8 protein-coding genes are annotated in these 25,015 nt (G+C 41.5%); all 8 read right to left on the bottom strand.

The genetic code is table 11. The features are described from left to right. Window positions 1-34: 34 nt before the first annotated feature. Complete coding sequence (locus ACWATR_RS07355; RefSeq protein ID WP_460330960.1) at window positions 35-1,618, bottom strand: HlyD family efflux transporter periplasmic adaptor subunit; 1,584 nt, start codon at window positions 1,616-1,618, stop codon at window positions 35-37. 95 nt (window positions 1,619-1,713) lie between these two features. Further along, the gene (locus ACWATR_RS07350) at window positions 1,714-4,722 is read right to left on the bottom strand and encodes a peptidase domain-containing ABC transporter (RefSeq protein WP_460330958.1); all 3,009 of its coding nucleotides are present in this window, start codon (window positions 4,720-4,722) and stop codon (window positions 1,714-1,716) included. An 818-nt stretch (window positions 4,723-5,540) separates the two neighbouring features. Then, the gene (locus ACWATR_RS07345) at window positions 5,541-8,222 is read right to left on the bottom strand and encodes an FG-GAP-like repeat-containing protein (RefSeq protein ID WP_460330955.1); all 2,682 of its coding nucleotides are present in this window, start codon (window positions 8,220-8,222) and stop codon (window positions 5,541-5,543) included. A gap of 394 nt (window positions 8,223-8,616) precedes the next feature. Continuing rightward, window positions 8,617-12,921 (bottom strand): non-ribosomal peptide synthetase, encoded by a 4,305-nt coding sequence (locus ACWATR_RS07340; RefSeq protein WP_460330953.1) that lies wholly within the window; start codon window positions 12,919-12,921, stop codon window positions 8,617-8,619. Further along, window positions 12,918-16,199 carry a non-ribosomal peptide synthetase gene (locus ACWATR_RS07335; protein WP_460330951.1) on the bottom strand — a complete coding sequence of 1,094 codons (3,282 nt, stop codon included), beginning with the start codon at window positions 16,197-16,199 and terminating at the stop codon, window positions 12,918-12,920. Before ACWATR_RS07335 ends, ACWATR_RS07340 begins: the two co-directional genes overlap by 4 nt. Before the next feature lie 78 nt (window positions 16,200-16,277). Further along, window positions 16,278-17,411 carry an acyltransferase family protein gene (locus ACWATR_RS07330; protein WP_460330948.1) on the bottom strand — a complete coding sequence of 378 codons (1,134 nt, stop codon included), beginning with the start codon at window positions 17,409-17,411 and terminating at the stop codon, window positions 16,278-16,280. A 267-nt stretch (window positions 17,412-17,678) separates the two neighbouring features. Beyond that, complete coding sequence (locus tag ACWATR_RS07325; protein WP_460330946.1) at window positions 17,679-22,628, bottom strand: aminotransferase class III-fold pyridoxal phosphate-dependent enzyme; 4,950 nt, start codon at window positions 22,626-22,628, stop codon at window positions 17,679-17,681. After that, window positions 22,622-24,658, bottom strand: a complete 2,037-nt coding sequence (locus ACWATR_RS07320; RefSeq protein WP_460330944.1) for a non-ribosomal peptide synthetase — start codon at window positions 24,656-24,658, stop codon at window positions 22,622-22,624. Before ACWATR_RS07320 ends, ACWATR_RS07325 begins: the two co-directional genes overlap by 7 nt. Between the last annotated feature and the right edge of the window lie 357 nt (window positions 24,659-25,015).

Genomic DNA, 25,015 nt, shown 5'->3' with positions numbered 1-25,015 from the left:
TCCAGTTTCTCACAATTTCCAATCTCAAATTTGTTTAACGCACCTGTTTAAGATTATCAACTTGCTTGGTAAACAACTCAGTGAATAAACTAAGCACAGTCCGTTCTTCACGCACTTTGATATTGGCGCTGATGGACATACCTGATTGCAAAGTAACATTTTTACCCCTAATCACTAAGGATTGCTTATCCAATGACACTTTTGCCGGGAATCTATAAAACTGATGGGTTTGGTCTGGCGGTAATGCGTCTGACCCTATGTCACTCACTTCCCCTTTGATATCGCCAAACTCGCTGTAAGGAAAGGAGTCAATTCTGACATCTACCTTCATGCCTTTCCGTACAAAACCGATATCTTTGTTGGTGATGAAAACTTCAGCTATATAGTTTTCATTGGGGACAATTTGCAGCAGTTTTGTAGTCGGATTCGCTACAAAACCAGGGTTTTTTGCTTGCAAATCAAAAACTGTTCCAGCTACAGGTGCGCGGAGTTCTTGATATCTAACGTTTAACTGTGTTTGAGATATTTTACTATTGACATCTGCCAAACGTTGTTCGTTATCTAGAAGAACTTTCGTGAATTGACTATCGATTTCGGCAATGCGTTTTTTGTTATTAGCTATATTGTCTACAATGTTTTTATCAGAAACAGCTACGGTATTACTTAGCTCTTGCCGTCCTTTTTGAATATCAAACTGGAGGCGTTTTTGTTCTTCACCTAGTTGTGCTACTTCCGCCGCGAGGGTTTGTACTTGTTGTTGTTGGTTGAGATATTGAAGCTGAGAAATACCGCCTTCTTCTGCTAATATTTTAAGTTTATCTAGAATCTGCTGTTGAATTGCTAAACCGGCTTTAGTATCTTCTAATTTGACTTGATTTTGAGACAGTTGTTTTTTGGTTTTCTCTATTTCTAATTCTGCCGCAGCTGACCGAGAATCTAACTCTCTTTTGGCAACTTCTAGACGTTGCTGTTCATCAATACCTAGTCTAGAATCTTGACCAGAATTTTTTAATTGAGTCCGCAATAGGTCATTTTCTGCTACTAGTGCTGCCCGACTTTTCAGCAGAAAAGCAGTTTCTTGTGGCAAATTACCGCGCAAAAATAACAGTTCTGAGCCTGTAGCATTACTCGCTCCCATTAATCGGCGATAAATCTGGTTTTCTTTCATTAATGCAATGCGAATCTGGTTCAAAGAATTTAATTCAGCAACAGGGGCTATGGAATCAAAGGTCAGTAGCAAATCTCCTGGCTTTACCTCTTGTCCATCTTTGACATTAACTGTTTTTACTACTCCACTAACAGGAGCCTGAACTTCTTTGATTGTTCCTTCCGGCTTTAATTGCCCTGTTGCTGGCACTACTTGCTCAATTTTTGCAAAATAAGCCCAGGTAATTCCAAAACAGGCCAAAGCCATAAGAGTAACCATGATTGTACGCGACCAAATTGGAGATTGGCGCAAGACAACAGATTGCTCAAATTCTTGAGAACTTGAGTTAATTAAAGACTCTTGTTCAGCTTTCTGTTGTTTGGTAAGTATCGGTGAATCTTGCTTGACTCCATTTTTTTGATTGCCGTTCTTCTGATTACCGTTGAGGTGATTTCCATTAAGTTGAGTCATAACGATTTTGGATTTTGGATTTTAGATTTTAGATTTTTTGTAGGGTGGGCAATGTTTCCCGATGCCAAAAACTTTTGCCCACAACTAATGACTAATTACAAATTCACATCTTGTTGCTGATATAGATAATAATAATGACCTTTAGTAGCCATTAATTCTTGATGGCTTCCTTGTTCTATAACCCTGCTATTATCCATCACAACGATCATGTCTGCATTACTCACGGTGTTCAGGCGGTGAGTAATAAAAAATACTGTATCACCCTTGAATGCTTTGGCTAAATTCAGACAGATTTGCCGTTCTGTGGGATAGTCTAGGGCGCTAGTTGCTTCATCTAAAACTAATAATTTTGGTCGTTGTAAAACTGAACGAGCGATCGCAATTCTTTGTCTTTGTCCACCTGAAAGTGCCGAACCCCGTTCTCCCACCCGTGTGTTGTAACCGTTGGGCAAGTTCATGATAAACTCGTGGGCGCAAGCAACTTGAGCCGCTTCGATAATTTCTTCGGTTGTCGCATCGGGATTGGTTAGGGCAATATTTTCCTGAACACTGCCATCAAACAACAACGTTTCTTGGGGAACTACACCAATTTGTCGTCGCAGTGAATAAAGCTCCACTTTGGCGATATCATAACCATCAATCAAGATTCTGCCAGACTCGGTTTCGTAAAGTCTCAGCAGTAATTTCATCATCGTACTTTTACCAGAACCACTTTGTCCGACGATGCCGATAAATTTACCTGGTGTAAATTCGAGGTTGACATTAGAAAGTTGTAGAGGGCCACTTGTACCAAAACGGAAGGAAACATTTTCATATTTCACTGCTCCCTTAATCGCAGGTAAGGGTATGTTGTAGCGGTCTGTTTCTCCTTCTTGTGGTGTATCGACAATATCGCTTAAACGCTCTAGAGACAAGGCAGTTTCTTGGAAGCTTTGCCAGAGTTGAGCTAAACGCAATATGGGGCTGGTGACGTAACCCGATATAATTCTAAAAGCAATTAATTCGCCTAAAGTTAATTCTCCTTGGAGTACTAGATAAGCTCCTACCCACAAAACTAGTAAGCTGCTGAGTTTGTTGAGAAAGTTACTGGTAGAGTTCGCGAGGGTGGAAGTCACAACTGTTTTAAAACCAGCGGCGACAAACCGAGCATAACGCTCTTGCCAAGAAAAGCGCGATCGCAATTCGATATTTTGCGCTTTAACTGTTTGAATTCCTGACATCACCTCCACTAAATAAGATTGAGTTTCGGCGTTGCGTTCGGCTTTGGCACGTAACTGTCTACTAATTGTGGGAGAAGCAATTAAAGTGATCACAATAAACACTGGAATTGTGCTTAAGCCTACCAAGGTGAGTTGCCAACTATAAATCAGCATCACACCGATATAAACCACCGAGAAAAGAGCATCTAACCCAACTGTTAAGGCAGTACCAGTTAAGAATTGGCGGATATTTTCTAATTCGTTGATGCGAGTAGAAAGTTCACCCACCGGTCGGCGTTCAAAATAACGCAGAGGTAAACGTAGTAAGTGATCGATGATTTGCGACCCTAATCCCATATCGATCCGGTTAGTGGTATCGACAAATAAGTAGGTTCGTAAGGTAGTCAGCACTGCTTCAAATAGCCCGACTACTAATAGTAAAATCCCCAAAATATGTAGTGTACCAATACTATTTTGAGTGATAACTTTGTCGATAATTAACTGGACAACTAGCGGATTTGCCAACGCCGCCAACTGCACGAAAAAGGAAGCAATAAAAACCTCTATTAAGACTCGCCGATGCTTTGACAAATAAGGTATAAACCACCGTAAACTAAAGCGTTCTTGGGGTGTTTCATTGGTAGCAGTAAGCAGTAATACTCTCGCTTGGGGTGGGAAGGTGGTTGGATCAACATCTAATTGTTCAACCAATTGAGCAGGTTTGCAGCGCACAATTCCTTTAGATGGGACACCCACTACCACGGTATTTGCATCCGCTGCATATAAAACTGCAAAATTATCACCATAGCGAATCAATGCCGGTGTCGGAATGCGGGTCACTGAAGCAATCGGTATATCTACCAACTGCGCTTTAAGTCCGATCAACTCTGCCAGGTAAGCAGTAACTTGAAAAGATATAGTACCCTGACGTTTGACTTGCTCGGTTAAGATGCGGCGAACTACCTCTCGGCGAAACGGCATTTCTAGGTGCTTCGCGACCATTTGGAAGCAGGCGAAGGCTGTATTTAGTTCTCCCTTACCACCAAAAAACGGGTATTTCTGTTTTGACGAACTATTTGAGGTTTGGGGGGCTGTCTGTGGAACTATTTCGTCTGATGCATAAGGGATATCTAATTCATCTTCATCTTGGGTATCTAATTGGGTGTTATTTACCGCAAGTACTATCTCATGGCTATCTTCCAAGATCAAATCTGAGGGATGTATACCAAGTAACCTTGCGGGGTTTTGACCTATGACCTGAATCTTGTCTCTGTCGTCGTCTGATTCTAAGCGATCGCCAGGTGATAAATTCGTGACTGTCCCACCGCCACTTACAAACCAGACGCTTTCACTATCCAGTTGGTTAAATGAAGTTTTCCCTGGGGGTAAGTATTGTACTTTCGCCTGTGGTAAAGCTTTTTCTGCCAGTTCTCTGAGGTTTAAAGTAGCGATCGCTTGTTTTTGCCAATAGGAACCGAGAATATCAAAAACTTCTACCAAATAACTGCGGTTCTTACGAGCTTCGGCAAAAGCTGGGTATGAAGCCAGAAAGCTAAAATATGCTGATGCACTCAAGGTTAAACAGACTACTTCGGTAGAAGCGATCGCTGTTTCACAGGCGATATCGCGCAACAAACCAATTTCGCCAATAATTTCCCCTGGTTGCAGTAATTTTAGGGTAATTGGCATTTGCGTCTGGGGGTCATATCCCAACAGGCGCACTTGTCCCTCATAAATAATGGTGATGCGTTCTGGGAGACTTTCTTTACCGATGATTTTCTGACCTATGCGATATCGCCAAGCTTGCAGTTGTTCTGATAGATTAGCGATCGCTCCATCTGGTAACTGCTCAAACCCTTCTAGGGTGGTGAGAAATTCGGTAAAAGTGTTCTTAATATAAGTCATATAAAATCAAGTTGAAGGTAAAACTGAGGAATAAAGTGGAAAATATTAGAGAGTATCTTTTTTACTAACAGTGGCAGTGTTTGGTTTTATGCCACCAACAGCAAGACTTTTATGGCATTCAGCGTGGCTCAATATGTATAGATACAGAGGGTATTTTAGTCTAATTGCATACCTGCGCTTACATCAGATGGTTTCTATTTTTATGCATTGTTCAGAACAAGATAGTGTAAATAGATCGAGAGCAAGTTATCACTTGGTTAACGCTACATAATTTATACAAGTTTAAAATCAATATTTAGCATTGCAACTATGAACGATGGATACTTATCATCAACCCAAGACACAGAAAAGCGTTTGTTAAATTTAAGGTTGCCTATTTTAATTTATGATAATCAACATGAAAGTATCACAGATGCCTTCCTAAGTAAATACCCTATTAAGAATTATGTAATAAAAAAACCTTTAAATTTTTGAGTGATGTTTTACAAATTCTTTAACATAGGGATTAACAGTATTACGTATGGCAAAAGACAGTGAGCTTTCTTGATAAACAGCGTGATACCCGATTATGAAAGAATTTTCCATCACTTTTTGGTAGCTTAATTTAATAAAAATTAACTGGAAAAGTAAAGGTGAAGATTTTTGTCACCCTAGAGGAATCAACCATTAAATTTATGAAGGAAAGACAATAACTGCCTTCAGTAAATTCACTAGTTTAATTAATATCAAGCCAATTTAATCACCATGCATTAAACAACCCCACCCCGCAACCGGGATGAGGTTGTTTGATTTTGCTAAGTAATTACTCGCGTTTAATACTAGGCAGGATTAACACTCAATTTTACCTGCACAATCACATCGTTGTAATCTTTATCACCACCATTTGGCAAATCTTCAAAACCAAAGGTGTTATTTCCCAACAGTCGAATGTGATCTACTTTATCTGAGTTAGCGCCCAAGAATGAGAAGTAAACCTTCTTATTACCATTGCCATTGAGAATAGCATCGGGTTTACCATCCACAATAATAAATGGTGCAAACAAAGAATTCGGCCCGAAAGTGCCAGTGTAATTTGCAGTACCTTGGTTGTCCGCTACCAAGTCAATGCCTGTAACACGCGCACTCACAGCGGCTTGGGCGTAACCAGCCTGTCCAACGAGAATATCTGCTTTGCCATCACCATTGGTGTCAATCCCACCATTTTCATCAGCCACTTGATAGAAGCCGACAAAGTTGTTGTAAGCTGCTTCTCTGTTGACTGTAAACTCGGCTGTTACTAACTGCGTCACACTTCGTAAATCAATCAGTTCACCTTGATATTTGCCTTGCAAACCAGTACCTAAAGATACCTCTTCTTCTGTTGTCTGAACTGTCACAGTGAAATCCTTGAAGTTGAGAGAAAATCCTTCCTCTTCTGTGTTGTTACTTGTAGCTGAAGAAAAAACGACACTTGAGAAAGAACTTTTTCCAGACAGTACAGCCCCAGTTGTACTGTTGGATATCAGAAAGAATCTGAGCTTAGTACCAGACTCGAATTCTAAGATATTTTTCAGGTCATCATTCTTAAAACCCTTGGGCAGTTTAGCAATGGAGGAAAAAATCACCTTTGAACGCTCTAAAGCAACTCGCGTATAACCCTCTGCACCAGGTGCTATGCCGTTAATTCTACCTTCATCATCGTCAACAGCAAATACACACAGTTCATTCACCTCTTTAGAATTGTTGTTTTTAATCTTAAGAGAGAGCTTTCCTTTTTTACCCTTAACTTTACTATTGACGATAAAGATATTCTGAGTAATATTGACCAGTTGAAAAATTGTTGTTATCTGGGTATTTGTAGTAGACCCAAAGCCATCAATATTAACAGCTAAATCTTTTTCAAAAGAAAGTCCAGCAAGGTCAGTAGTGCGAACGCGGATGTTGTAACTAGATTTAGTCGCCTCAGATTTAATTTTTAAGCTATCTCCCTCGATGATGAATGCATCAGTATCGCCACTACCTGCTACCAAACTATAAGTGTGCTTATCGTTTTTATCTGGGTCAATGGTGCTGAAGATACCGATGATTTTTTTATCATCATCATCATCGTCGTCATCATCTCCATCACCACCATCGTCATCATCGTCGTCATCATCGTCGTCATCGTCATCGCTGATAGCGCTAAATATCAAGTCTGTAGGCTTTTCGTTGAGGTCATTGACATTAATAACTAAATCTTTCTCAAAGATAAATCCAGAAAGGTCGGTGCTGGCTACCCGAATGTTGTAAATTGATTTGCTTTCAAAATTGGGGGAATTATTTATTTGTAGGCTATTGTCAACAATGGTGAAGAGAGTATTATCAGTATCGCCAATACCCGCTATTAAACTATAGGTATACTCCTCATTGATGTCTAAGCTAGTGGTGAAAGTGGCAACTGAAGTTGCCGCAGCCACATTCTCATCTACACTGCTAACATTCAACATCAAGTCTCTATTTAGAAGCACAGAGATATTGTTGGAACCGGAATTAGCTACTACCAAATCTAGCTTATCGTCACCGTTAAAGTCTGCCACGGCAACGGACTCAGGATTTGAACCGACTGTGAAGTTGGTGGCAGTGCCAAAGCCGCCATTGCCATCGTTCAGCAGCACAGAGATATTGTTGGAACCGGAATTAGCTACCGCCAAGTCCAGCTTGCCGTCACCATTAATATCTGCTACCGCAACGGAACGAGGACTTGTCCCGACTGCGAAGGTGGTAGCAGCGTTAAAGCCGCCACTGCCATTGTTCAGTAGCACAGAGACATTGTTGGAACTATAATTAGCTACTACTAAGTCCAGGTTGCCGTCACCGTCAAAGTCTTCCACAGCAACGAAACGGGGACTTGTCCCGACTGTGAAATTGGTGGCAGCATTAAAGATGCCACTGCCATCGTTCAGCAACACCGAGACATTGTTAGAATCGGAATTAGCTACTACTAAGTCCAGGTTGCTGTCACCGTCAAAGTCTCCCACAGCAACAGAACGGGGACTTGTCCCAACTGTGAAATTAGTGGCAGCGTTAAAGCCACCACTGCCATCGTTCAGCAACACCGAGACATTATTAGAACCGGAATTAGCTACTACCAAGTCCAGGTTGCCGTCACCGTCAAAGTCTTCCACAGCAACAGAACGGGGACTTGTCCCGACTGCGAAGGTGGTGGCAGCGTTAAAGCCGCCGCTGCCATTGTTCAGCAACACCGAGACATTGTTATCAGCAAAGTTCGTTATTACAAAGTCTAGTTGGCTGTCACCGTCAAAGTCGGCTACAGCAACCAAACTAGGACTGCCACCAGATGGGTAGTTGGTGGCAGTGCCAAAGCTGCCATTATCATCATTCAACAGCACTGAGACATTATTGGAACCGGAATTAGCTACCACCAAGTCCTTTTTACCGTCACCGTCAATATCTTCCACCGTAACGGAAGTGGGATTTGTTCCAGCTAGGAAGTTAGTGGCATTGGTAAATGATGCGGTCATAATTGTTTTGAAGTATGATATTTGGTTGCCTCACACCTGTTTTTATGGAGATTGAAAGATAGTTAATAAAGGTAATATTCTTTGCTAGCAAGGTGAGGAATGCACTATATAGTTTATTGTATAAAACAAGATAAGCCCTCAGTAAATACACTTATCACAATCCTGTTTATAACTGATGCAAAGGCTTTATTAGCGATCGCATTTACACATATATCAAGCCGCCTTTAAAAGTTCTTACTCGCAAATAAAACAACCCCATCCCGCAAGAGAGATGAGGTTGGAAAGCTATCACTAAAACAGAATTCAGAAATAACTTTAATCAGGTAACGAAGTTCAAAGAGTCAGAAGTGAGAAGCAAAATAGGCTTTATATCTGGCTTATAGAGTTAAGTTTTTTACTTCACTGAGTTACTTTCTGCAATAATTTGATCTATGCAAGCCTTCATTTTTTCGGACACAGATCGTACATGGGGTTCTTTAAAAATGGAATTATGAATCCCAGAAATATCATAGATATCCACTCCCCCTAATGCCAATTTACCCCAACCCATTTTGGCATCAGCCTCTCGTTGTCCAACTACAAGACCATCTTCTGTTCGGAATACGGTTGCTCGACCTGAGTAAACTTGTAGAACATATTTTCTGAGTGCTTGTCTGGTGGCCTCTTCCACCATGTATTTCCGGTTGGAGTAAGGTAAGGGGCGTCCGAGAATCAGGTGAAAGTGAAAGACAATCCGCCAGAGTATCTCTTTGATTTGATACTTAAGCCGCTCTGTATTTCCTTTTACCTGCTCAATAAGACCGTTATATGCAATTGCTAAAAGACTTTTCCAATGGTGAGAGGCTGGCTTTTGCAATGGCACAGATTCAATCTTTCTTGAACCGTAGGTATCAAATAAAACTAGTAAAGCTACTTTCTTCCCTTGCATGACTAATTGCCGAGACATCTCGTAAGCAATTATCCCCCCAGAGGAATATCCGCCGATCAAATAAGGCTCATGGGGCTGAATAGTCTGGATTTGTTGAATGTAGTGCGCTGCCATATCTTCAATTCGGGTATAAGGAAGTTGCTTTCCATCTAACCCTTGTGGTTGCAGTCCATAAAATGGTTGATCTGATCCTAAATGCACTGCCAATTCCCGGAAACGCAGAACTTCTCCACCCAAACCATGTACACAGAAGAAAGGAGGCTTAGAACCGTTGGGCTGGATAGCTACTAAAGATGACCAAGGAATTGATGTTTCAGACTTGACATCAGATGTTGGTGTCGCAGCAACCCCAGATTTTGAGGATTTTTCTCGCTCAACAATATTAGCTAATTGCTCAATAGTTGGGGCTTGCAAAAGTATAGATAGAGCTAAGTTTTTGCCTACAATCTTTTCAATCTCAGAAAACAGACGTACTGCCAGCAGCGAGTGTCCACCCAAATCAAAAAAGTTATCTGTTATTCCAATCGGATGAACTCCTAAAACATTTTCCCAGATTTCTGTTAATTGAAGTTGTAAAGGGTTTTCTGCTGTAGCAAATATTTTTTCTATTTTAGAATTAGTTGGATTGAGCGCAGGTAAAGCTTTGCGATCAACTTGACCATTAGCATTCAATGGCAGAGAATCAGCTATAACAAAGGCAGAAGGCAACAAATGCTCAGGCAACTTTTGCTGGAGAAAACTTAGTAGTTGCTCACTCCCAAAAGTCTCCCCTTCTTTGGGGACAACATAAGCAATTAAACGTTTATCCCCAGGAACATCTTCTTTGGGAATCACCACAGTTTTTTGCACGCCTGGATATTGACTCAAAATTGTCTCAATTTCAGTCAACTCAACGCGAAAGCCGCGAATTTTTACCTGATTGTCTAGGCGGCCAATAAACTCAATATTGCCGTCACTTAAGTAGCGTCCTAAGTCGCCACTTCTGTAAAGGTATGACCCAGATTCGCTGCTAAAAGGATTGGGGATAAATTTCTCAGATGTTAATTCGAGACGGTTAAAGTAGCCTTGTGCAACACCAATACCACTGATGTAGATTTCGCCAGTAACACCAATTGGCAGGGGTTGCGATCGCTGATCGAGAATATAGATTTTTGTATTGGCGATCGCTTTTCCTATAGGAATTTCTGACCGAGTGTTACTGGCTTCGGTGGCAGTTGCCGGATCGTAAACCGTGGCGGTTAAAGTCGTTTCTAGCGATCCATAGCCATTAAGCCAACGTACTTGCTTGCCAACTTTTTCTACCCAAGTTAAATAAGCATTACGTGAGACTTTTTCACCACCAACCATGACTAAGCGCAAGCTGACTGGCAAGGTTTGTGGAGATAGAGACGGTTCTTTAATTAACTGATGCCAAAAATAAGTAGGTAGATTAACAACGGTAATCTGTTGTTGAGCAATGAATGGGAAAAACTGCGCTGTCGATTGTAGCTCTTGAGACTGGAGAATTACAGTAGCACCAGCAATCCAAGTGGGGAACAATGATTCAATGAAAGAATTGCAAGTGATACTAGGTAAGAGTAGGAGGCGATCGCTCTGAGTCAACTCCCAAGTGTCACTGATTGCTAGGCTGTGGGTGACGAGATTACGGTGGGTAATGGCTATACCGTTGGGTTTTCCATTACCGCCGGACACATACATCACACAAGCTAGAGTCTCATCTGTGATGTAATATTGTAGATTTTCGGTCGCGTGTAGTGCGATACCTTTCCAATCACTATCCAAATAGATAACTTGTAGCTGATGCTCAGAGAGTTTCTCAACCAATGAGCTTTGGGTTAACACTAAGGATATTTGGGCATCTTCTAAAATGAAAGCCAGACCATCTTGCCCAGATGTCGGAACTATGGATACGTAAGTTCCCCCAGCTTTCAAAATACCCAACAGCCCCACAATCATTTCTAGCGAAGGCTCTACATAAAGACCGACGAGTACCCCCGATTTTACCCCTAGAGTTTGCAAATAGTCGGCTAATTGATTTGCACGCTGGTTGAGTTCCTGATAGGTTAGTTGCTGATTTTCAAAACTTACTGCAATATTATCTGGAGTTCGTTTAGCTTGAGCCTCAAACCACTGATGAATACAACTATTCTGGGGATAATCTGCTTGCTTGCCATGCCAATCAACCAACACTTGATGTTGTTCACCTGCTGTTAACAGAGGTAATTCAGATATCGGCTGATCGGGATTAGCAACAATACCTTCAAGTAAAGTTTTGAAGTGTCCCAACATTCGCTCTATGGTACTGGCATCAAACATCTCGGCATTGTAATCAAATACCATACCCAGACCATTATCCTGTTCCCGCAAGACTAATGTCAGATCGTATTTGGTCTTGCCATGATAGATGTAACCAAATAGAGAAGTGATCGTCAAATCAGGTAGTTGCACTGCTCCCATCCCCCGACCATTCGACCAAGGAGGATTGAGGGAGAACTTTACCTGAAATAAAGACGAACTATTGCGACTTTGTTGTTCTGGTCTAAGTTCTTCAATTAATCTCTCAAAGGGTAAGTCTTGATGGCTATAAGCCTCTAAGCAATCCTTACGCACGCGGTCTAACAATTGTCGGAAAGTTGGGTTTCCTGCTAAGTTACCCCGCATTACAAGAGTATTAGAGAAAAATCCAATCAGCCGCTCGGTTTCTACTTGTCCCCGGCTTGCACTGGCAAAGCTAATGAGTAGGTCTTCTTGTCCAGAATAACGGTAGAGCAATAGCTCAAACACTGTTAGTAGAGTCATAAACAGGGTAACACCCCATTTTTGACTCAGGTCTGTCAGGGCATGGTTCAGCGTCTTTGATAGTAGCAGGGCAGCGCGATCGCCCCGATATGTCTGCACACCATGAGGACGCGGATGATCGTAAGGTAACTCAATGATCGGTAAATTGCCTTCTAGCTTTTGCTTCCAGTAGTTTACCTGTGACTCTAAAACCTCTCCTTGGAGCCACTGATATTGCCAATTGGTAAAATCGGCATACTGCACTGGTAAGGGAGTTAAAGGAGAAGCATTTCCCGCCGACAATGCTTTATAGATGGTGGTGAAGTCTTGATAAAATATATCAGAAGAAGCTCCATCACAAACTATGCAGTGCATATTCCAGATTAGCAGATGCTCGCGATCGCTCAATCGCAGCAGCAGCAACCGCAAAATCGGCCCATTGGCGAGATCAAAGGGTTGATGAGCTTCTTTAGTTGCCAGTAAGAGAGCTTCCGCCTCCCGTTGTTCATCTGGTACTTGCCGCAAATCAATTATTGGCAGCGTCAAGGAGACATCAGTAGCAATTACTTGAGAGGGCTTGCCATTCACTGCTGGAAAAGTTGTCCGCAAAACTTCATGGCGGCGAACGACTTCTCGCAAACTTTCCTCTAAGAAAGCAACATTGAGATTCCCCGTCAAACGCACCACAACGGGCATATTATTTGAGGAACTATTAGGCTCAAATTGATGCAGGAACCATATCCGTTGCTGACCAAAGGAAAGCGGCAAGTTGCCATTCCGTTCACAAGCAACAATTGGGGGAATCTGTGAACTTGCGGCTGTAGTAATTTGTCGCAGAAAGTTGATGATTTCGGCTTTTTGAGTTTTTAACTCGGTGAGCAATTCCGGTGTGAGACTATCTTTTGCCGCCCGATAGCGTAAGCGATCGCCCTCTAGCCAAAGTTTGACATCGCGCTGACGTAGTTCAGAGAGTAGTTCATCTAATGTTTTCATAGCTCACCTTCCTCGTAATCATCAGCTGTTTCACTATCAGCAGCCTGAACTCCTTGGGTTGCCCAACGCAGAGTTTCCACTCGTTCAGCCAATTCTGCCACTGTTGGTAATTCAAATAAATTGGACATGAGAATTTCTACTTGCAAGGCTTGGCGCAGTCGAGAAACCACTTGAATTCCTAGTAGAGAATATCCACCCAGTTCAAAAAAGTTGTCGTAAATCCCAACCTGCCTGACATTTAAAACCTGTGTCCAGATATCTGCAATCTGCTGCTCAATGACAGTGCGAGGCGCTACATAATTTGCTTCCAGTTCTGGACGGAAAGAATCAGGCTTTGGTAGTGCCCGACGATCAACTTTGCCGTTAGCATTTAGCGGCAAGGCTTCCAGTGCCATAAAAATCTTGGGCACCATATACTCAGGAAGCTGCTGTTTTAAGAATCGACGTAACTCGGAGATTATTTGCGGGCTATCTTGACCAACTTCTGCGACAAAATAACCAACCAGTAATTTCTCACCAGGAGCATCTTCTCGAACAATTACTACAGCTTCTTTTATTGCCGGATATTGCAAAAGTGCGATTTCAATTTCACCCAATTCTATGCGGAAACCGCTTACTTTTACCTGATTATCAATCCGGCCCAGGTATTCAATCTTTCCATCTGGCAAATAGCGAGCTAAGTCTCCACTTTTATATAAGCGTGATTGGGGATCTGAGCTAAAGGGATTGGCAATAAATCTTTCAGCCGTCAGATCCGGGCGATTGAAATATTCTCGTGCTAGACCATCGCCACCAATATACAACTCACCTGTGATTCCAATCGGGACGGGTTGTAAATGAGAGTCCAAGATATAAACTTGGGTATTAGCAATAGGGCGACCAATAGGAATAGAAGCGCCTGACTTTAGTGGTGCTGTAATGTCATAACAGCAGGTAAAAGTTGTACTTTCTGTCGGCCCGTAACCATTAATTAGTTTACAGTTTTCTACTGTGTTAAGAAATTTCTGGACGTGGGGAACCGATAAAACATCACCACCTGCTAAGAGTTGGCGTAAGGGTTTTAAAGCATCAATTTTCTCATCGACTATTAGATGGAATAAACCCGCCGTTAACCACAGGGTTGTCACCTGATATTGCTGAATAAATTGCCCTAATTCGTCTAAAGATGGCGTATGGGGAGGGAATATTATTAGTTTTCCACCATTAAGCAAACAACCCCAAATTTCAAAAGTTGAAGCATCAAAAGAGATAGGACTAATTTGCAGAAATACTTCTTTGGTAGTAAGGCTTACATAGTTAGTTTCTTTGACTAATCTAACTACACTTTGATGGATAACACTAACACCTTTGGGCTGACCTGTAGAACCAGATGTGTACATTACATAAGCCAAGTTGTCAGCCTTGACATTATTAATTAAGTTCTCTGGTGTTGCTTGGTTGATAGTATCCCAGTCGGTATCTAGACAAATTACATTTGCTGCGTGAGCAGGTAGTTTGTCAATTAGCTGTTTTTGAGTCAACAGTAATTTGATCTGGGTGTCTGAAAGCATGAAGGCCAAGCGTTCTTGCGGGTAACCCGGATCTAGCGGTACATAAGCTCCACCTGCTTTCAGAATCCCTAAAAGACCTACTACCATTTCTAAGGAGCGATCGACGCAGATTCCCACAAGAACATCTGCACCTACTCCTAATGTTTGCAGGTATTGCGCTAATTGGTTGGCGCGAATATCTAACTCTCGATAAGTAAGCTGCTGTTCTTGAAATACCAATGCCACAGCATCAGGGGTGCGTTCTACTTGCTCCTCAAATAACTGATGAATGCATTTATGTTGGGGATAGTCTGTTTGTGTCTGGTTCCATGTTGCTAATAACTGTTGCTCAACTGCTGGTAAAATTGGCAATTTAGCAATACTTTGATTGGGGTTAGCAACTATACCCAATAACAAAGTTTCAAACTCTGCCATCCGGTGGCGAATAGTGTCAGCGTCAAATAAATTAGTATTGTACTGACATTCCAGGGTCATCTGACCATGTAATTCCGTAGCATTGATGAACAGTTCAAAATTCTCGAAGGAACGGGGGTTAGAGAAAAATTCTACTTCTAACCCAGTGAAGGGGAGTTTATCACTATCTAAACCCTGATCGATATTAAATGTAATGGGAACTAAGGGAATACGGCTAGAATCCCGTGCCAAAACTAATTTTTTGACCAGACTACCAAAGGTAAATTGTTGATGATCGTAAGCATCTAAAACAGCCGATCGCCGCGATCGCAAGTAGTCGCTGAAAGATTTTTCGCCATCAATCTGGCTACGCAATGGCAATAAGTTTACACAGTGGCCTACGAGATTATATTGACCCAAAGCAGCTTGTCCGGCGGCTGGAATCCCAACAACTAAGTCGTTTTGCCCTGTTAGACGGTGTAGCCAAACCTCAAATCCTCCCAGGATAGTAGTCATAAAGCTACAACCGAGTTTTGTTCCTAGTTGTTTGAGGTTGGCAACTATTTCGGGACTTAAATGCCAATCTTCGCGGGCGGCGTTAAAGGTTCTAAGTGGTGGACGGGGGCGATCGCTGGGGAAATCTACAACAGGTACAGAGTCAGCAAATTGTTGCAACCAATATTGTTCTGTGGCGATCGCTTCTGGACTATTCGCCTCTTCTTCCTGCAAAGTCGCATATTCACTTAAGTAGTCTGGTTCTTCTAATTCAGGAACAATACCCTGCTGCAAGCCAGAATAAAGTTTACCCAAATCTGGCATCAGCACTGCCCAAGACCAACCATCACAAATAATATGATGTGCTGTCAAAGTAGCTAGATGCTCCTGCGCCTGCAATTTGACAATTTTTGCCCGAAATAGCGGCCCATGTTCCAAATCAAAAGGTTGCTCTACCTCTTGTCGCAAGATACTAGCTAATTTTTCCTGTTTTTCCTGTGGTTCCAGGTTAGAAAGATCAATAATAGGAATTTCAACTTGCCGATAAGCAACAATGCAGAGTGTATTGCCATCGGTACTAAAAGTTGTCCGTAGTGCTTCATGACGTTGTACTAACTCTTCAATCGCAGACTGGAGAACTTTGACATCAAGTTCGCCTTTGAGTCTCAGAGATTGGGATTCGTTATAAGCACAATTGGCAGCATCCCCCATTTGCACAGAAGCCCAAATTTCTTTTTGTGATTCTGTGGCAGGGGCGGTTAGAAGTAATTCTCCATTTGCAAAAGGATCAAAATCAACCGCAGTTAATCTGGATTGGTAATCTACAGGTGATAAGCTCATAAAACTCTATTATTTTCTCAGTTTATTGAATGTGGTTAAATTTAAATCAGTCTTGATAAACTACTAACGTTCAATTCATTATTTAGCAAAGATTGTAGATTTTAAATAATTACGGGCAGGAACTTCTACAAATCTATATGTCAATGATGCAGTCAATAATACAATCATAAGAAATGCTCCTAAAGATGTCAATGTTTCATATTCTGTGAACCCTTTGCCAAAAGCTTTATGAAATTCATAAAGCCAAAATATTTTTAACAATTCTTGAAGAAACCAATGAATCATATAAATTGAGTAAGATATAGTGCCGAGATATAGCATTAACCGTGAACTTAAAAACTTTGATATTACACCATTCTTGTTTACAGATAAAGATAAAATCAGTAGACAAAAAGCTGGCAAAACTAGCCAGTCGTGAAGGCTACGCCAATAATTCCAGTAGTAATTCATAATCAGAATTATCCAAGATATAGCTATAATTACCAGTAAATTAAGATTGAAATACTTTTTATAATTACCTCTATAATATACTTTGTAAGTTATAATGCCGAGTATGCACTCTAGCCCACATCTAGCTATCGAAGGTATGCCAATAATACTATCTAAATTGCCACGGGTAAAGGCAATTAGTAGTAATATGCTAATGAGAGCAAAACTATAAATTATTAAATCGTTTTTGGGGCTATTTCTTAACAATAAGAATAATAAAAATGGAAATATGCAGTAAATAAAAAACTCTACACTAATTGACCAAGCAGGTTCATTCCAGTAAGTATCACACCAAAATAAAGGTGGGCAATTTAAGTCGAAGGCTTGTAGAAGAAAAACGTTAGCAAAAAGGGCAGTTAAGTTAAATTTACCCGTAAAGGCAGAAGTATCTAGTAAAAATATTTTTATGATTTCTAATCCAACAAACAGAAACAAAATAAATATATGCAGAGGATAAATTCTAGCAAAACGTGATAATAAATATGAGCGATAGTTAGACAAGTTAACCTTTAATGAAAAATCCCCAGCATAAACGTGGGTCATTATAAAACCACTCAAAATAAAGAAAAAATCAACCCATAGATATCCATTTTTAAAAAAATCGCTATAGGCTGATAAAGTTGAACCATTTTTAGGTAAAGTGTAATAAGAGAAATGGTGTATAACAACAAATAAAGCTGCTATACCGCGTAGAGAAGTAAGAGGCTTAATGTGTTTATACATTGATTATTTTTAAGTTTAATCATGAGTTAAATGTAAGTATTTGGCTATGATTTGCTTGTTTCCTGAATATACTTGTCACCAGTTATTTATGTTTTGGTCAGGACAAGCTGACCAAAACAAAGGAATGTAACAGGTGCAACCTCATGTCCAACTATCGATTAATTCATAGCCAAGTGAGGTAAATTTTTCTCAAAGGAAGCTCTCAAAACCTTAATATCGGCAGATTTTTTGCTACTTTCTTGAAGAAAATTGCTGTTTAAAAACACTTCAGGAAACACTTGCAACTTGTAGATATTTCCCAGGTCGCTCAGTATCGGGGATATACCAGGCGGGGTTCCCTTGGGGATCTCGTCCTAATTTGGCATTAGGTTGCGGAGGACGATTGCGTAGGCTGTTATTGGTAATTTCTGATCCATTGCGATCGCAATTTGTTACTTCTATCGGCGGTGCAGACAAGAATCCAGCAGACTGCATTTCAGCAATACTTTCTTTAAAAGCTGCCATTACAAAAGCCAGATCAGCTTCGGAATGGGCTGTTGTCAAGAAGCAAGGACGGTGATCCCAAGTATGCACTCCCTTATCCCGCAGCAAGTAAAACAGTAAATCTCCGTAGGCAAACTCTGGTGCAGATTTCACCATGAACAAGGAGCCGAAATTATAGGCTGTGAACGGTGCTTGAACTTGCTGGAAATAGCCCATAAGTTCCGCTACAAACTTATCAGTTCTGGCATTAAGATTTTGCTGCAAGCTGGGGCCACTCTGTTTTAAATGCTGAAGTACTGCTTTGGCGGCTGCTAGTGCGAGAGGATGGCGGACGAATGTGCCGGCAAAGTAAGTCACGCCTACTTCTGGAACGGAGTCATCGCCAAACTGCCAAAATCCACCGTCCAAAGCATCCATATATTGTGATTTGCCAGCAATGACTCCAATTGGTAGCCCACCGCCCACAATCTTGCCGTAGGTTGCTATGTCTGCCTTGATACCGAAATGTGCTTGAGCGCCACCTGGATGAATTCTAAATCCGGTAACGATTTCATCAAAAATTAGGGCAATACCAGCTTCTTCGGTGAAATCACGCAATTGCTGGAGGAATTCTTTGGGCTGGTATTCAGGGCGACGGCTTTGCACGGATTCCACCATTACTGCTGCTAACTCATCAGCCCTACTTCTGAGGATTTCTAGAGACTCAGGCGAATCATAGTCTACCACCAAAATATTCTCTACCATTTCGGGTGGGATACCAGGAGCAGCAGGAATTGACCGGAGTTTTTTTGTACCCCGAACAATTACTTCATCCAAAATACCGTGATAAGCTCCAGAAAAGATGGCAATTAAGTTACGCCCTGTGATGGTGCGTGCCATCCGCATCGCTCCTAACACCGCTTCCGAACCTGTGTTGCAAAAAGCTGCTCGGTCAAAGTTGGTCAACTCACACATTAGCTTTGCCACTTCTCCAACTAAGGGAGTTTGCGGGCCAATTTCCATGCCGAGTTTCAGTTGTGCTTCAATTGCTTCGGTAATGAAAGGTGGCGACCAACCAAACAAATTCAAGCCAAAGCCATTGCTTAAATCGACATATTCATTGCCATCAACATCCCAAAGTTTAGAACCAGATGAACGAGACACCACGATGGGATAAACCATCTCTTTCATCGTCGGGTTAAATCCAGAAACAGTTCTTGGATCTGCCAAATAAGGGCGATGAGTTTGAGTATATTCTTTGGATTTTTGAGTCCGTTGTGTATATCTTTGGATAATTTTGTCTAAATGAGTGCGTTGTTGCACTGTTAGAGTTTTAGTTTGGGTCTTTTCAATTCGAGCCGCCGCACCAAATGCCTTTTTAGCACCATTTGACTCTGTTTCTACTGATGCTGATTCTTTGCTGGTTTGGGTTGAAGGGATAGATACAGCGTTTTGTGGCTTGACACCATTATTTTGAGATGTCACCGCAGGTACAACTGGGACTGTTAAAGATTGACTGCTATTACCCAATAGCGCCAATTGCTGGCTCATAATTTGTAGCTGCTGATTAATCACACTTTCTAGGACGTTACTAGATGCAGCAGGTTGCAGGGAAATCTGAGGTGCAAATCCATTTGATCCATTTGTATGAACTTCATGCACTACCAAAGTTGGTGATGTGTTTGCAGGTGGAGGTTCTGGCAATGGTGCTTCTGGAATTGGGTCTGCAACGGTTTCTATTAATCCTAGTGCAGATAAAGTTTCGGGAGACAAGGCTTGATTGATCAAGTCAGCCAACGTTACTAAGTTCGGGCAAATTTCTAGTAACTGCCTAAGTGTTACCTTGACTTTAAATTTTTTCTTCAAAGCTAACCCGACTTGCGTTAGAGATAAGGAATCTAATCCCATTTCTAAAAATGTTGTCGAGTCGTCAACACTAGCAATTTCCAATCCTGATGTTTCTTCGATAACTTCTTTGAGCAGAGGAATAAGCTTTTGCTGAAGGTATGTTGTCATAGTTTGGGTCTTTTCTAATAAATGAGGATTTAAAAGTTTGGAAGTTGCTGCACGATTGGGATGAGGTGGAGGATCAATCCAGAAGCGTTGGCGCTCAAAGGGATAGGTAGGTAGAGGAATTCGTTGTCGCGTTTCCCTTTGATAGAAGTTGCTCCAGTCAATAGATACTCCTGCTAGCCACAGTTGTCCTACTGCCTTAAGTAATGCTGTCCATTCGGCTTCGTTCTCAGCATTATCACTTAGAGAAGGAATGGCTATCTGTTGTTTAATATCTTTTGCTTGTTGGCGGGCTAAGGTCGTAGTTGTGATTCGTGGCCCCACTTCTAACAGTATGCGCTCCGGTTGCTGCCATAGAGTTTGTACGCCCTCCGCAAATCGCACAGTCTGACGCAGATGTGTAGCCCAATACATCGGATCAGTTGCTTGCTGGGCTGTAATCCAGTCGGCGGTAACTGTGGAAACAAAGGGAATTTGGGGAGGTGATAATTTAACTTTCCCAACTACCTCAGCAAAGGGGGCGATGATGCTATCCATCATGGGAGAGTGGAAAGCGTGGGAAGTGTGTAAATGGCGGCAAACAACTTCTTCGCTTTCTAGTTGTTTTTGTAGAGCCGCGATCGCCTCTGTGGGACCAGAAACTACACACAGGGAAGGACCATTAATTGCAGCGATCGCTAGTTCTGCACTCAATCGCGGCTCTACCTCTTTGGCTGGAAGGCGCACCGAGAGCATCGCCCCTTCTGGTAACTCCCACATGAAGCGACCGCGATTTGCAACCAACATCAGCGCATCTTCTAAGGTGAATACACCCGCAATACAGGCGGCGACAAATTCACCAATGCTGTGACCAATCATCGCTTGGGGCTTGACTCCCCAACTTTGCCACAGTTGCGCTAAAGCATATTCAATGACAAATAATGCTGGTTGAGTAAAGCAGGTTTGCCGCAGAGAGATAGCCGCAGTTTCGCAATCGCTCGGTGCGGGATACATGATTTCTCGTAAATCCTTACCCAACCAAGGTTTAAGGATTTCAGCACATTCATCTACCACCTCCTGAAACACAGGTTCGCGGTTGTAGAGATTCAGTCCCATGTCCACATATTGCGATCCTTGTCCAGGGAACATGAAGACAACGCCTGGATTGCGAATTTCTATATGCCGGGTATTTACTTGATTTGGATCTAAAGATTGGAGAGTTGCGATCGCATCTGTGATGTCGTGACAAACTACACTGCGTCGGTAGTTGAAGGCTTTGCGCCCTCGCTGTAAAGTATAAGCTACATCAGCTAAGTTAATTTCGGAATTATACTGCAAATGTTGCTGTAAATTCGCTGTTGCAGCCTCTAAAGCTTGACTAGTTTTTGCCGAGAGCAACAATAGCTGCTGTGGGCGCGAAGATCCTGAACTTTGGATTTGTGGCGCTTCTTCTAGCACAATATGAGCATTAGTTCCGCCGACACCAAAAGAACTCACACCGGCTCGTCGCGGAGTTTCACCTTCTGACCATTCGGCTAGTTTGGTATTTACATAGAAGGGGCTGTTGGCAAAGTCAATCTTGGGGTTGGGAGCTTCAAAATTTAAACTAGGTGGAATCTTTTTATAATGCAGGGCGAGAGCAGTTTTAATTAATCCTGCTACCCCAGCCGCCGCAACTAAATGTCCAACATTGCTTTTAAGAGAGCCAATCGCACAAAATTGTTTAGCATCTGTATGTACTCGGAATGCTTGCGTCAGCGCTTCAATTTCAATCGGGTCGCCTAAAGGTGTAGCTGTACCGTGGGCTTCAATATAAGAGATGGTTTCTGGATGAAAGTTGGCATAAGCTTGCGCCATTGCAACGGCTTCTGCTTGTCCGTCTACACTGGGAGCGGTAAAGCTTACTTTATCAGCCCCGTCATTATTAATACCAGAACCACGAATTACAGCATAGATGCGATCGCCATCATTGAGTGCATCTTCTAAACGCTTGAGGACAACTACTCCTGCGCCATTGTTGAACATTGTGCCCTGAGCGCTGGCATCAAAGGGACGACAATGCCCATCTCCAGAGAGCATACTGCCTTCTTGAGCCATATAGCCGCTGTTTTGAGGTGTAGTCATAGATACACCACCGGACAAAGCCAAATCGCACTGATAGCTGGTTAAGGCTTGGCAAGCCTGAATGACTGCTACCAAAGAAGTGGAACAGGCTGTATTGACGCTGACGGCTGGGCCTTTGAGGTTGAGTTTGTAAGCCGCACGGGTTGTCAAAAAGTCTTTTTCATTGGCTAGCATCGTCTGAAACTCGCCGATGCGATCGACAATTTCCATACGTCCAGAAATGTGGCTAGCAAAATAAGTATTTTGACCGCAACCAGCGTATAAACCAATCAAACCCTCGAAAGATTCTGATTCATAACCAGCATTTTCTAGAGCTTCATAAACCAACTCTAGAAAAACTCTGGCTTGTGGGTCCATAACCACAGCTTCCAGTGGATTAATGCCAAAGAAGGCAGCATCAAAAGTTTCTCCCCCAGAAATAATTCCTCTAGCTTTCACGTAGCTAGGATCTTTACAAAGGTTCGGATCAATACTAGGGTCTAGTTCGTCATCTTGAAAAAAAGTCGTTGATTCTAATCCCTCACACAGATTGCGCCAAAACTCATCAACATTTCCAGCCCCAGGAAATCTTCCTACCATGCCAATAATGGCAATACCATCATTAGGATCTTGGTTATCGGATGCTTGCATATTTACCATTGCTTAACACCTTGTTGATGATTACGACGACGAGTCCGAGCTGCTTGTTGGCGTTGGGCGCGATTTTGCAGCTTGTCAGAAGATGGTTGGCTATTCTGGTTGGAATGCAAATAGTTTGCTAAAGAGCCAATCGTTGAATACTGAAATAACTTCACAGCAGATAGCTCAATACCAAGTTCCTGTTTTATTCGCGCAGCAACTTGGAGAATTGAGATTGAAGTTGCTCCCAAATCAAAGAAATTGTCATCAATCCCAACGCGATCGATTTTGAGAAGTTCGGATAAAATACCTGCAAGCAGACGTTCTAAATCTGTTTGTGGAGCAATGTACGCTTGTTCCAGTTGTGGACGTTCTCTACTTGGTGTTGGCAATTTATGTCTATCGACTTTGCCATTTGCAGTCAAAGGGAGTGATTCTAACATCACAAATGCTGATGGCACCATGTAATTAGGTAGTCGCTGTTGTAAGAAACCACGTAATTTATTGTGCGTATATCCACTGTTATAGTGAGGAACAATATAAGCTGTCAACTGTTTTTCAGCTGCTTCATCCTGACGAGCTAAAACGACAATTTCCCGAACGTCAGGATGTTGTGCAATTTCTCGCTCAATTTCACCTAGTTCAATTCTGAAACCGCGAATTTTTACCTGATTGTCAATACGACCTAAGAATTCAATTTTGCCATCTGGAAGATAACGAGCTAAATCTCCAGTCTTGTAAAGGCGCGTTTCTAAATTGCTATCAAATGAGTGAAAAATAAATTTTTCGGCAGTCAAATCGGGACGGTTTAAATAGCCTCTAGCTAATCCGTCACCACCAATGTATAATTCGCCAGCTTCTCCTATTGATACTGGTTGGAGGTTTTGATCTAATATATAAACTTGGGTATTAGCAATTGGGCGACCAATAGGAATAGAAACATCTGGTTGCAGTGGCGCTGTTATAGGATGGCAACAGGTAAAAGTTGTATTCTCAGTTGGCCCATAACCATTAATTAGCTGACAGTTGTCCACTGTTTGCAGAAACTTCTGCACATGTGGAACAGATAAGACATCACCACCCGCTAAAAGTTGACGCAAGGATTTCAAAGCATCTATTTTTTCATCCACTATCAGGTGGAATAAACCGGCTGTCAGCCAAAGAGTAGTAACTTGGTATTGCTGAATAATCTGTCCTAATTCTTCTAAAGATGGTGTATGGGGAGGATAGATTATTAGTTGCCCACCATTGAGTAAGCAACCCCAAATTTCAAAAGTTGAAGCATCGAAGGAAATAGGAGCAAGTTGCAAAATTATTTCTTCATCTGTGAGGTGAGCATAATTAGTTTCTTTGACTAATCTAACTACACCACGATGAATAACGCTAACACCTTTGGGTGTACCTGTAGAACCTGATGTATACATGACATAAGCCAAGTTATCAGCAGTGACACTAGTGTTTAGGTTCTCTTTGTTATTTTGGGAGATTGTATTCCAATCTGTATCTAAACAAATTACAAATGCTGTATGAGTAGGTAATTTTGCAACTAATTCTTTTTGAGTTAATAGTATTGATACCTGGGTATCTGATAGCATGAAAGCTAAACGTTCTTGTGGATAACCTGGATCTAGTGGTACGTAAGCTCCACCAGCTTTGAGGATAGCTAAAAGTGCTACAACCATTTCTAAGGAGCGCTCTATGCAGATTCCTACAAGAGTTTCTGTTTCTACCCCTAGTGATTGCAGATGTTGTGCTAGTTGATTAGCACGACTATTCAAATCTCTATAAGTAAGATGCTGATTATTAAAAATTAGTGCTACAGCATCAGGTGTTTTCTCTACCTGTGCTTCAAACAACTGATGAATACACGCTTGCTGAGGATAATTAGTTTGAGTATTATTCCACTCGTTCAGTAGGTGCTTTTCGGATTCTTTCAAGATCGGTAATTTGAAATTATCTAATTCTAAGTTATTTTTTGATAATGAGGGTTTACACTCAGTTGCCAGCAATTTATTTTTATTTTGAGCTAATGAATCAGTTATTGATTTCATATTTAATGTCCACAAAAAATATTTTTTTTGCAATCCATGTGATTTTTAATTAGTGCTGCATTTTTAACTTAACAAATTTATGTGTTAGCGATGCAGTTAATGTAACTTACTAAAATATACAAAATTCAGAATGATTACTGAGTGAAATATTAAAATTTGTTCCAAAATTTATATTAAAGATAGTTTTATATATTAACGATATAGATTTTTGGATAAACCAGTGAGCTATATAAATCGAGTACGATATGGTTTTGAGATAAATGAGTAACAAAGTGTACTGACTTTTGTTTAAAAATCAAATATGAGTCTTATATTAAAAGACTAATTTCACAACAAATTATGCCGCAATCCCACAAG

Source organism: Nostoc sp. UIC 10890 (genome assembly GCF_054786515.1).
The sequence above is the reverse complement of the archived record's forward strand: the minus strand, read 5'-3'. Positions and strand labels throughout refer to the sequence as shown.